General features: G+C 40.3%; 9 protein-coding genes, 3 pseudogenes and 2 riboswitches. Of the genes and pseudogenes, 1 reads left to right on the top strand and 11 read right to left on the bottom strand.

Going from position 1 to position 11,868, the window contains the following annotated elements; genetic code table 11:
- Window positions 1-95: 95 nt before the first annotated feature.
- Together V7266_RS04855 and V7266_RS04850 are read right to left on the bottom strand one after the other, a co-directional pair.
- Window positions 96-305: a hypothetical protein gene (locus V7266_RS04855; protein WP_335466281.1), complete on the bottom strand. Its 210-nt coding sequence runs from the start codon at window positions 303-305 to the stop codon at window positions 96-98.
- 160 nt (window positions 306-465) lie between these two features.
- The gene (locus V7266_RS04850) at window positions 466-732 is read right to left on the bottom strand and encodes a phage holin (RefSeq protein ID WP_335466280.1); all 267 of its coding nucleotides are present in this window, start codon (window positions 730-732) and stop codon (window positions 466-468) included.
- Window positions 733-976: 244 nt separating this feature from the next.
- Here V7266_RS04850 and V7266_RS04845 point away from each other — a divergent pair, with 244 nt between their 5' ends.
- Entirely contained in the window at window positions 977-3,079 is a 2,103-nt protein-coding gene (locus tag V7266_RS04845; RefSeq protein WP_335466278.1) for a transglycosylase domain-containing protein, read from the top strand.
- A 35-nt stretch (window positions 3,080-3,114) separates the two neighbouring features.
- Here V7266_RS04845 and V7266_RS04840 read toward each other — a convergent pair whose 3' ends face one another.
- The 9 genes and pseudogenes from V7266_RS04840 to ribE all read right to left on the bottom strand — a co-directional run bounded on the left by V7266_RS04840 (window position 3,115) and on the right by ribE (window position 11,304).
- Window positions 3,115-3,807, bottom strand: coding sequence for an ECF transporter S component (locus V7266_RS04840; protein WP_335466276.1), 693 nt, complete (start codon window positions 3,805-3,807; stop codon window positions 3,115-3,117).
- Window positions 3,786-4,553: pseudogene (locus V7266_RS30720) on the bottom strand (energy-coupling factor ABC transporter ATP-binding protein); the annotation flags it as partial. The pseudogene V7266_RS30720 and the gene V7266_RS04840, both read right to left, overlap by 22 nt.
- Window positions 4,554-4,802: 249 nt before the next feature.
- Window positions 4,803-5,429: pseudogene (locus V7266_RS30715) on the bottom strand (ABC transporter ATP-binding protein); the annotation flags it as partial.
- The gene (locus tag V7266_RS04830; protein WP_335466274.1) at window positions 5,411-6,289 is read right to left on the bottom strand and encodes an energy-coupling factor transporter transmembrane component T; all 879 of its coding nucleotides are present in this window, start codon (window positions 6,287-6,289) and stop codon (window positions 5,411-5,413) included. The pseudogene V7266_RS30715 and the gene V7266_RS04830, both read right to left, overlap by 19 nt.
- Window positions 6,290-6,307: 18 nt before the next feature.
- The gene (locus tag V7266_RS04825; protein ID WP_335466273.1) at window positions 6,308-7,162 is read right to left on the bottom strand and encodes a DUF4430 domain-containing protein; all 855 of its coding nucleotides are present in this window, start codon (window positions 7,160-7,162) and stop codon (window positions 6,308-6,310) included.
- A gap of 51 nt (window positions 7,163-7,213) precedes the next feature.
- Complete coding sequence (locus V7266_RS04820) at window positions 7,214-9,040, bottom strand: DUF4430 domain-containing protein (protein ID WP_335466272.1); 1,827 nt, start codon at window positions 9,038-9,040, stop codon at window positions 7,214-7,216.
- Window positions 9,041-9,169: 129 nt separating this feature from the next.
- A riboswitch (cobalamin riboswitch) is annotated at window positions 9,170-9,356 on the bottom strand.
- A 130-nt stretch (window positions 9,357-9,486) separates the two neighbouring features.
- Window positions 9,487-9,957 carry a 6,7-dimethyl-8-ribityllumazine synthase gene (gene ribH, locus V7266_RS04815; protein ID WP_335466271.1) on the bottom strand — a complete coding sequence of 157 codons (471 nt, stop codon included), beginning with the start codon at window positions 9,955-9,957 and terminating at the stop codon, window positions 9,487-9,489.
- A gap of 27 nt (window positions 9,958-9,984) precedes the next feature.
- Window positions 9,985-10,611 (bottom strand): annotated as a pseudogene (ribB, locus tag V7266_RS04810) (3,4-dihydroxy-2-butanone-4-phosphate synthase); the annotation flags it as partial.
- A gap of 33 nt (window positions 10,612-10,644) precedes the next feature.
- The gene (gene ribE / locus V7266_RS04805) at window positions 10,645-11,304 is read right to left on the bottom strand and encodes a riboflavin synthase (protein ID WP_335466270.1); all 660 of its coding nucleotides are present in this window, start codon (window positions 11,302-11,304) and stop codon (window positions 10,645-10,647) included.
- Window positions 11,305-11,496: 192 nt separating this feature from the next.
- Window positions 11,497-11,644: riboswitch (FMN riboswitch) on the bottom strand.
- Window positions 11,645-11,868: the final 224 nt, after the last annotated feature.

Here is an 11,868-nt window from a genome sequence, read left to right as displayed (position 1 = left end):
TCCTTCTTAAAAAAGAAGAAAAAACAGAGTGAGCCACAAAACAACTGACTTGTGTTTTGTCTATTACGTGAGCCCAAAAAGAAAAGAACTCCATCTTAGCTGGAGCTCTTTTCCTGATGATTTGTTTCGACATCTATTGATTTATTTCGTTTAAATACTGCTAAAACATGAAGAAAGCGGTTTTTCCATTTTTGTCTCATTAGATAATTTTTACCATATACATAGCGATTCCAACTATAATAAATAGTCTCCTCTAAAACGATAAACAGTAAGAAAGCCGCTAATATCATGATCCAGACTGACATTCCAATTCCCCCTTTTTAAGTTGAATAGTTCATTCTGTATTCAAAAACTGATACAAGACCTTTCTTCCTGTCATTTTCTTCCTATTAATCTATATATTTCATCTTACCAAATTTCTTCCAACTTGTAGACCATTTAATATAAATTATATTTCCCATTAGCTTAGTTTGGCTCGTCATATTTTAACGCTTGGTCGCTGTCCTTATATCCCTTGGTTGTAGGATCTTGGATAATTCCTAACATGGACAACAGCACAAACACCGCATTAACAATTGTCAAAATGGAATTTTGGATTGCATCTGTTAATTGAAAATGAACAAGACCCATGGAATGTAAACCTGATAAAATCAATTCGGCCACAATCATTAGCTGTGAAAGAAAGGCAATGACCCAATTTCGGTTCTTAAAACGGACTTTCCAGTTAATCAAATTCCCCACCCCTTCTATCCTTTTCTATTGGCTGGGTTAATCTTGGATGTTGATTTCCGCTCCAATCAACAACGTTTCAAAATCAACAGTAACCTTTAATACAGCCTTTCTATTAATATATGCTTATTCTATCGATTGGTTGTCCACGTATATCATGGATTACTTTAGCTAAATATTGGTCTTTTTCGTTTAGAAATTCTATAATAGAGAAATCGAAAATTCCTTTTGAAAGTTAGGAGATAGCATGGAAAAATTACAGCCCTTTTGGGGAATGATCGTTCGTTTCTGGAAAAGAAGACATCTAACCCAAATTATTTTATTATTACTTCTTGTTGTAGTCTTAGTAACGATTGCTTATTTTGGCTGGCTGGCATCTAGGGCCAACGTGGATCAATTAAAACAAGGCTTAAGTCAGCCAACGGTTATTTATGATAAAGACGGAGAGGTTGCCAGCAATGTGGCTACCAATCGAACAAAGGGTATAACGATTAGTGAAGTCCCCAAGTATGTCCCTAACGCCGTAGTGGCGATTGAGGATGAACGCTTCTATGAGCATGGAGGCTTTGATATAAAAGGAATCGCCCGTGCCCTCTTTGGGAACATTTTTGCTGGAAGGGTTACGGCCGGCGGTAGTACTTTAACTCAGCAGCTAGCTAAAAATGCCCTGCTCTCCCCTGAAAGAACTTATAAACGGAAAGCAGAAGAACTATTTTTAGCTGTAAAGATTGAAAAGGTTTATACAAAAGATGAGATTCTGCAAATGTATTTAAATCAGGTTTATTTTGGCGGCGGAGCCTGGGGAATCAGCAATGCATCAAAAAAATATTTTAATAAGGATATTAAGGATGTGACCATTAGCGAAGCAGCTATGATGGCAGGCCTTTTACACTCGCCGAACTATCTTAATCCTTATAATAATTATGATTTAGCGATGAAGCGCCGAAATGTTGTCTTAGCAAAGATGAAAGAACAAGGTATGATTACGGCCGCTCAGTACAATACAGCAAAGAATGAAAAGATTAAGCTTCACGATGGCGGTGGAAGCAATATTGAGCGTAATTACCCATATTATGTCGATGCTGTTTTAAATGAAGCCATTTCTAAATACGGGTTAACACAAGATGAGATTTTAACTAGAGGCTACAGGATTTATACGGAAATGGATCAGAATCTGCAAGCCGGGCTTGAAAAGGTATATAGTAAAAATTATCTGTTCCCTAGCGGTATGGGAGGGAAATTGGTTCAAAGCGGTTCGGTTCTAATGGACCCAGCTTCTGGCGGTGTGCGAGCTCTCGTCGGCGGACGGGGTGAACACGTTTTCCGTGGTTTTAACAGAGCCACCCAATTGCAGGCCCAGCCGGGGTCCTCCATTAAGCCTTTGGCAGTGTATACTCCTGCCTTAGAAAATGGCTATAAATATTCATCTGTGCTTCAAGACAAGCCAACCACGATTGGGAACTACACACCGGAAAATTTTTCAAAAACATTCCAAGGCGAAGTACCTTTGTACAAAGCCCTTGAAGAATCGTTAAATGTTCCGGCTGTCTGGCTGTTACATGAGATTGGCCTAAATAAAGGCTTAGATTCATTAAAGCGGTTTGGGATTCCGGTTGAAAAAGAGGACGAAAACCTGGCGATTGCTCTTGGCGGGATGAGTAAAGGGGTATCACCACTACAGATGGCTAATGCCTTTTCTGCTTTTGCTAATGATGGCGTCCGAGAGGATAGTCATTTGATTACCAAAATCGTCGGTCCGACTGGGAATGTGATTGCCGAGCGGGAAGAAAAAACAACTAAAGTAACCTCCAAAACGGTTGCGAATGAAATGACATCGATGTTATTGAATGTGGTTGAGACCGGTACAGCAAAGAAAGCTCATATTCAAGGAGTTCAAATTGCCGGAAAAACCGGCTCTACCCAGCTGCCATTCAGCGGGGTTAACGGAACGAAGGATCAGTGGATGGTTGGATATACTCCAAACCTTGTCGGTGCTATTTGGATTGGCTATGACCAAACAGATAGACAACACTATTTGCCAAGTGCTAGTTCATCTAATGTAGTACCAATTTTTAAAGAGATTATGCGGGAATCTATCACCCATCTTCCTAACAAAAGTTTTGAAGTGACCTCAATTAACGACCAGCTTGCAGGGGAGGCGGCAACTAAAGAGAATATCAATGATCAGGCAAAGGCCATAGGGCAAGAGCTAAATAATAATGCAAAAAAAATTGGCTCAACGATTAAGGAGCATGCCCCTGAATTGAAAAGTGGACTTGAAAAAGCCTTATATTCGATTGGGAAAGGGATTAATGCATTAATCGATAAAGCAAAGGTCCTTGGACAATAACCATTAAAAAAACTCCAGCTAAAACTGGAGTTTTTTTATTCTAGTAATCCATATTTCCGCTTAAATCTGGATAAGATTTTAATCCAGATCCCGCCAAAAACAACTAAAAAGAAAACATTGGAGATGGCATGAAAGGTATCAAAAGTGGCACTTCCTATCATATAAACGATAAACGCCTTCCAAGTTTGCGATCCGCCGGACTGAATCAGTGCGATAAATCCCCATAGATTCATAATCCAGCCAAACAAATACCCCCACAGAACCCCAAACAAAATCTGGCCCCATCTTCTCTTCATAAAAAGTGTATGATTTAATAAACCAGCGGTTAAACCGACCAAGCCCCATGCCACCATCTGCCACGGTGTCCATGGCCCCTGCCCCATAATCATATTGGAAGCTAGTGCCGCAACCGCTCCTATCACAAAGCCGCTTTCCGCTCCAAACACATAGCCGGACATCATAATCACAAACGTCGTCGGCTGGACACTTGGGAGACTTGCAAACGGGATTCGTCCCACGGCTGCAATCGATGCCATCACGGCTAAAAGTACTAGTTCACGAGGTTCAACCTTTCTTGTTTCAAATCGGAAGAGAAAAAGAGCAATAGCTAAAAGGACAAGACCAAAGCTTAAACCTAAATAGGCATTAGCCCAAATGTAGTTCAGCCCCAGGATAACCATCATCATGATTAGAAGAAAAGCCGTCACTATGGTCTTGTGTTTGCGCATAAATGCATAACCTCCTCAAGCGTCATCGGAACTCCTCTTTCCGATAACCCTCGGAATACCCTTTGAATCATGGTGGTATAAAAAAAGTTCCCACTGAAAAATTTCTCAGGTACGTCTTCAGAGGTAATTTTGCCTTGAAACATCATCCCGCACCTAGAAGCATATTGTGCGGCAAACTCGACATCATGGGTGGACATCAGAATCGTCATCCCAGCAGTTTGTAATGATAAGAGAATTTCAGCTAACTTTTCTTTTGAAATAGGGTCTAAGCCTTTGGTCGGCTCATCCAATAACAGAATCTCCGGCTTTCGTATTAAAATACAGGCCAATGCTGCCTTTTGCAGTTCTCCCCCACTGAGGTCATAGGGATGGTTAGCCAGTACATGAGCTATTCCTAATTTGTCCAAAAGCTCGTTTACTTCCTTATCACTTGTTATTTTCCACTGTTCCATCGTCATTTTTAGCTCTTTTTGAACCGTATCCTGTATGAAAAATAGCTTCGGATTTTGTGGTAAATAACCTATTTTACTAGCTAATTCGTCCTGTTTATATTTCCTTAAAGGTAAATCATCTAATACTACTCTCCCATTATCAGGTTTAATCAAACCTGCAATCATCTTTAAGAGCGTAGATTTCCCTGAACCATTGCCTCCCAATAAGGCATAGAATTCCCCTTGCTTTAAGCTCAGCTCAAGCTCACTCAAGATAAACTCCCTTTTTTTATCATAGTGAAATGAAATATTTTTTACATTTATCCGTTCTCTTGTCTTCAACGGGATTTTTTCTCCCGTTGAAAAAACAGGCTCCATTTTTTGGTTGTGGACCCAATCCCTTCCCTCTTTTACGGTTAAAGGAACCTGTCCATGACCTTCCAGGCTCAAAAATAACGCAGGAATCTTCGGCACATACGCCTTAAAAGAGGTGTCCCAAAGCTCACGCAGCACCTCTTTTGGCTCACCGGAAATCTTTACATGTCCGTTTTCCATCATGATGATTTGGTCAGCCAATGTAAATACCTCTTCCAGCCGATGTTCGGCTATGATGACCGTCATACCGAATTCTTCATTTAATCTCTTCAGCATATCAATAAATTCTCTCGTACTCACTGGGTCAAGCTGCGCAGTGGGTTCATCTAATAATAAAATATTCGGCTGCATTAATAGGACTGAAGCTAAATTTATTTGCTGCTTTTTTCCACCAGAAAGTTCTTCCGACTTCCGGGAAAGTATCGATTCTGCCCCAAAAAAGTGAACCATTTCCGCAACCCGGTTTCTCATCTCATTCGTATTGAGACCAATATTCTCTAAACCAAAGACCAATTCATGTAATACATCATCCGCCACTATTTGATTCTCCGGATCTTGAAAAACAAAGCCTACATCCTTGGTCAGCCCTTCCTTGTCTTGTACATGCTGGCCATTTATCATTATTCTTCCAGACAGCGTTCCATGAGGCTGGATCTCCTTTTTTAATAAACGTAAAAGAGTACTTTTTCCGGAACCTGATGCGCCAAATAAAACAACAAATTGTCCTTTGTGAATGTTTAGGGAAAGCTTCCGAATGGCCGGCTCTGTACAATCCGGATAGGTAAAGCTAACATTATTTAATTCGATAAGCGCCATCGGAATATTCCACCTGCTTCAACTAATAATGGGAAACTTAAAAACATGATATTACAAATGAAAACCGCTCTATCTATCAACGATAGATGCCATGATTCCATAATGGGGTAAACCGTTAATACACCAAATCCTGAAAAACGTTCTATAACGATAAAACCAAAAAGACCTAATAAATAAAGGATTGCGATGATATCTGTTTTGTTTATTTTAAAATATTCATAGGATGAACGCGGACCTTGTCCGTATCCCCTAGCTTTCATAGAATCAGCGGTTTGAATGGCCTCCTCTAAAGAAAAGGTTAATAATGTTTGAACATAAAGCATTCCTGTCTTAGCTCTTTCTCTCCAGTTGCCATGACTAACCGTGAGTCCTTTACTCTTTTGTACGACCGAAATTTCTTCAAGCCTTCTTCGCATTAATGGAATAAACCGGAGCGTCAACATGAGAAGCACCGCAAATTGAGGTAACACTTTTGCAAAAATAAATAAAAGCTTGTTCGGTGTCATGATAATGTTGTAAGAAACAAATAAAGCAATAATCCCAATAATCGAAAAGGCATTCATTCCGCCATAAACAACTGCCTCCAGGGTGACACGATGTTCGTTTATTTCAACTAACAAATGCCTGCCCCTCTCATTGAATAGCGGGTTCATGATCACCATTAGGAGGAATGTAGTAATAATGAAAAACCACCATCGCCGTAATCCTTTTAAACGATCATGGCGAATATTAATCAAAATAACAACGGCGATGGAGCTGATTAAAAAAAGGGGATGCAGCATTAAAATAAGCAATGAAACAGCCCCGGCATAAAATACAAAAGTTACAAGCGGATGAAAGCGGTCAAACCGTAGCCTCATCGCCTGTACCTCCAACTATTATTCAGTATAGTAGCATGCAATCTGATCACCAGCTTTAACCTTTATAACTCCGATGCTCTTAGTAATACTAGCACCATTGTGTTTAAATACCCAGCCGCTTTTTGCACCATAATCAAATTCATAGATGTTGTCAATTCCTTCGATATAGGCTGTTGCACCGCTGCCTGTGGAATCCACTACAATCCCTTTTGCTTTCGCTGCTTGTTTCACCACATCAAAAATAGTATACCCATCTTCTATTTTTACCTTTGAAGCTGAAAGGATTGTCCCGCGGTCTTTAGGACCAGTAATAGATATTGTTACCGTAGCGACTGGCTTTGGTGCAGTGGCCGCCGGTTTAGGTGCTGGAGTTGAATTAGTAGCAGTGCTTGGTGCCGTGCTTGGTGCCGTGCTTGGCGTTTTACTTGTTGTCGTACCGGAAGTTTTTTGGGTTGTCGTCCCTGAGGAATTTGTGGTTGTCGTTCCAGTACTTTTTGTTGTTGTTGTTGCACCTGCAGGTTTTGTTGTTGTCGTTGACGTATTTTTACTCGCTGTGGAAGACGTGTTGGCTGTAGTCTTACTTTCCGCGGGATTTTGCTGAGCTGGCTGTGAGCTTTGTTCGCTCTCCGTTTTCACTTCAGCTGGCTGCTCCTCCTTTGTTTCAGGTGAAGCAGCTGTCGTTTTCGTTTGTTCTACAGAAGTTTGTTGGTTTGTAACTTTCTCTGTATTATTCTCTGCTTTCGCTGTTACTTCAACGGTTTTTGTTTCTTTTTTGGATTCCTTCTCTGCACCGTCAGTTGAACTACAGCCAACTAGGTTAATGATTATAAATAGAATGGATATAAAGGAAGTAATCTTTAAAAATTTATTCATGTCCTGCCTCCAATCAATCCCCTCTTGGAAGCCAAGAGGGGATTATGGTTTTTATGCGTTCTGTTTTCTTTGTCTCCAATAAATGAAACTGCCTGCAATCATAAGCAATAGTCCAAGAGCTACAAGATTGTATATATTTGTCGCTGTATTTGGCAGTGCATGCCCAGTCTGATTGGTTGTCTTCACAACAGTAGCTGTAGGAGCAGCTTGTTCTATCGGTGCAGCCTGTTCTGTCTGAGGTGTTTCAACAGCAGGTTTATCGGCTGCAGGCGTTTCCGCAGTTAAAGTAAAGTGATACAAAGAGCCTTTACCTGCTTTAAATAACTGATAGGCAACTAATCCCTGAATCGCTTGAGAGGTCGTGAATGGATCACTCTCATCTCCACCCTGCCAGTCAAAACCGCCATCTTTATTTTGGAATGATTGCAAATATTGTACAAGCCCGCTATTGTCTTTTGAAAAATCACCGATGTTTGCATCGATTCCAAGAGCCGATAAAGCGATCATGACTTGAGCGGCAGTCGAGCTGTTATCAATTTTTGAAGCTTGATATTGGCTAGATAGATACTTGATGGCTGCCTCAACCTTATCCTTTACTCCAGCCTGATCTTTAAATGGTGCGAGAGCTGTTAAAATCATGGCTGTCGTATCAATATCGCTTGTTGTACTTTCGTCCCAAGCCCAACCTCCGTCACTATTTTGTCTATCAGTCAGGTAACTAATAAGTTTTTCTTTTGTCCATTGTGCAGAGCTAGGAATAGAGAAATTTGCACTGTCTAAAGCAATTAGTGCATAGGCAACACCATTTAAACCCTGCTTGGTTACATTTCCATTATATATTGCTTCTATTAAATTATAGCCTTCTACATTTGTCGGATTGCCGCCCGCGGCTAAGATTCCTAAAGCATATCGTTCTGTATCTGTAATTCTTGAAAACTTTCCTTGTTTCTCTTTTACTATTGCTTTTACGTTGGCAAGGTAGTTTGTAGGAATTTCTTTTCCTGCTTGTTTTAAGGCAATTACCTGCCATTCTCCCACTTCGTTTTTTAGTACGTAAGCACTTGAATCGTTCACAGCAGTTTGCAAATCTTGAGCTGTAATTGTTCCAGTAGTTGGTGTTGTTGGAGTTGTTGGAGTTGAAGGTGTTGTCTCACCGTTCCCCCCGTCTCCAGGTGCTGATTCAAAGGATTCAAGTTGAAAACTTATTTGGTTACCATTTTGCAGCTGATAACCCTCTGCACCAACATTAGCCATTTTCCCATCCACATAGAATCCCCAGTAGTTAGATCCTTCCGCTTTAATTCCTTTAATAGATGTAATCATCTTTCCATATTGTGTTTCTTCAAACCCAACCTGATCTGTACCTAAGGCTGTTTGTAAAAGCTGAAAGGCATTTGGACTGCCGATCACCTCAATGGATGAAAGTTCAGCAACCGTATTCTGTTTGTCATCAACAACTTTCAGTGAAACAGTCGATTTTGCAGGTTTCGTAAAATCGGTTAGTCGGTATGTTATTTTGTCACCATTTTGAACGACATACGAATCTGGCCCGACTTGTGCTGAGATTCCATTAATAAAAAACGCCCAGAATTGGTTTTCCCCCGCTTTTACTCCATTAATACCGGTGAGCATGGGCCCGTAACTGGTATCCGTATATTCGAGATTTTCTTGACCAACCGCATCTTTCAATGCCTCGGCAGCCGTTTCTTTCTCAGTCAATGGGAGTGTCTTGTCTGGAACTACCGCTGTGGAGTCTAGTCCAAAGACTGTAACCGTACCTTGTTCTGCCTCGGCCGCAAATACTGGTGTTTGCAAGCCGCTTGTCAATACCATCAGGACTAACAGCAAAGACATCCATAGATTCTTTCTTTTTAGCATTCTACTTGCATTCCTTTCATTCTAAAATTAGACATAAAAAAATCCCCCTATCTAAGGAGGAGGAGTGTTATGTAGTTAAGCAGGGGCAAGAATGGCCCCTATTCTTAACACTCTCCTATCCGCGTAGGCTTTTGGTGTCTAAAACAGGCAGGTTCCTGGCTCATGGTCATCGCTCCCTATGCCTTCCCATCTTTCGACAGTGACATGTATAGGTTGCTCGCATTTACAGTGGCGGGACCGCGTTGGCTTTCAACCAACTTCCCTATTAAGCTTAGAGTCTAGTAAAGACTTAAGCACCTGTTTACCGTACTATTTTTTTATGATATGACCATTATATAGATAATTGGTTTGGTTTGTATATACCTTATAAAAAAAACAATGATATTTCAAAATAAAAACAGGCGTTAGATTTGCCTGTTTTTATCCTCCTGCTATAGCTGAAAATATTACTGCTCGATATTTCGGATTAAGTTCGCCATTTCAATCGCTGACGATGCTGAATCCCAGCCCTTATTCCCTGCCTTTGTTCCAGCACGCTCAATCGCCTGCTCGATTGAATCTGTTGTAAGAACACCAAAAATAACTGGAATTCCACTCGCTAAGGCAGTGGCATTAATCCCTTTAGCCGCTTCGTTACATACATAATCAAAGTGTGGTGTTGCACCGCGAATGACTGTTCCGAGTGTAATCACGGCATCATACTTTTTGCTGAATGCCATTTTTTGGGCGATTAGCGGGAGTTCAAATGCACCTGGAACCCAGGCAATATCTACATCAGATTCGCTGACACCATGACGTTTTAACGCGTCTTGTGCACCATCTAATAATTTACCTGTAATAAACTCATTAAATCTTCCTACAACAATCCCTATTTTTAACCCTGTTCCTACTAAATTACCTTCAAAAATAGTTGACATGTTCATTCCTCCAAGAATAATTTATTAATCTGCCTTTGTTTTTAATGGACTTTCTTTTTTGCTTATATACTCAATCAATGCCTTGATGGTAATCATTTTTACGTTCAATTGATCAGCTATTTCTCTAAGCTGTGGTACGCGGGCCATGGTGCCATCTTCATTCATAATTTCACAAATAACTCCGGCTGGTTTAGCACCGCATAATTTGGCAAGGTCTACTGCCGCTTCTGTGTGACCGTTTCTCTGCAAAACGCCGCCCTTTTTCGCTATAAGCGGGAACATATGCCCAGGCCGTTTAAAATCTTCCGGTTTTGCTTCCGCGTCCAGTAAACTTAACACAGTTGCAGACCGTTCGTAAGCAGAAATTCCTGTCGTCGAAAACTTATGGTCAATACTGACCGTAAAAGCCGTTCCATGATAATCTGTGTTAACAGCAACCATTGGCTTTAAATCTAGTTTCTCAGCTAGTTCTTCCACGATTGGCACACAAACTAGCCCTCTGCCATGCGTAACCATCAAGTTAATGACCTCAGGTGTCGTTTTTTCCGCTAAGGCGATAAAATCCCCTTCATTTTCCCTGTCATCATCATCACAAGCAATAATAACCTTGCCAGCTTTTAAATCCGTTAGGGCTTCCTCAATTGTATCAAACATGTGATCACTCCTTTATTCTTTCATCATTAATGCCTAATAAAAGCCGTTTTCTTCTAAAAAACTTTGGCTGATTCCCGATTTTTTCTTTTGAGGTGTATCATTGCCACTATTTTTAATAAAATGGCTGACATATTTGCCAATCATGTCGCATTCCAAATTGACGATATCGCCTGGACCTTTTAAACCAATTACAGTTTCTGACAAAGTATGGGGGATAAGTGAGAGTGTAAAACTAGTGTCCGAAACATCAAAAACAGTTAAACTTGTCCCGTCGACCGCAACAGAGCCTCTTACAATAATAAATTTTAAAACTTCAGGATCTGCCTCTATTTCATAATAAACAGCATTTTCTAAGGCTTGTTTTCTTTTAATAACCCCGATTCCATCTGCATGTCCGGAGACAAAATGCCCGCCAAATCTGCCGCCTGCAGCCATTGCGCGTTCCAAATTAATCTTGGTCCCACTCTTAATGTTATTTAAGCTAGTCGCCTTGACTGTTTCCGGCATAACATCTACTGTAAACTGCTTACCTATAAAAGAAGTAACTGTCAGGCAGACCCCGTTTACAGCAATGCTGTCACCAAGATGTATATCTTGTAGTATTTTTTCAGCCTCTATTGTTAATACATACGAATTGGCTGTCCGCTGAATCTTTGCTACTTTACCTATTTCCTCAATGATTCCGGTAAACATAATCCTTCTTCTCCTTACTTTGGCTCGGGCAAGATTCTAATCCCCTTTAACTTGATTTACCTCAATAAACTTATTATCCCTTCAGAGTATAAAAAAGACCCTAAAGAAAATATTTCTTTAGGGTCTTAAAAATGACAATAGGAAATAAAGGGTACTAATAGGCATATTTTGCCCTATTCATAACCCAATATATTTTTCCTTCTCCCATCCAGACTTTAACTGTCGGCCCTGGAGTTTCACCAGATCCACCGTTTAACCATGTGGTTAAACGGGTCACGGACTAAGAAGCAATGGCTTCATCACCGCCGGTTAGGAATTTCACCTGACCCCGAAGGAAATATTTAGCTTTGATTTTATGTTATTATACTAAAAAGAAATAGTAAAGGGAAATGCTTGAAGATAAAAATGGTCATTTTTTCCCATATATCTTAAATTAGACTTACCTTAAAAGTGTAGATAATAATTTTTTCACACTCTGTTTAAACCCATTTACCAATAATATTATACTAAATTAACACAGTGAATTATTGAAGTGATTGAATAAAATAAAAAGCTGCCGAGTGT

It is taken from the genome of Neobacillus drentensis (genome assembly GCF_036965645.1).
Classification (GTDB): Bacteria; Bacillota; Bacilli; order Bacillales; family Cytobacillaceae; genus Neobacillus; species Neobacillus drentensis_D.
This window is presented reverse-complemented; position numbering and strand designations above follow the sequence as displayed.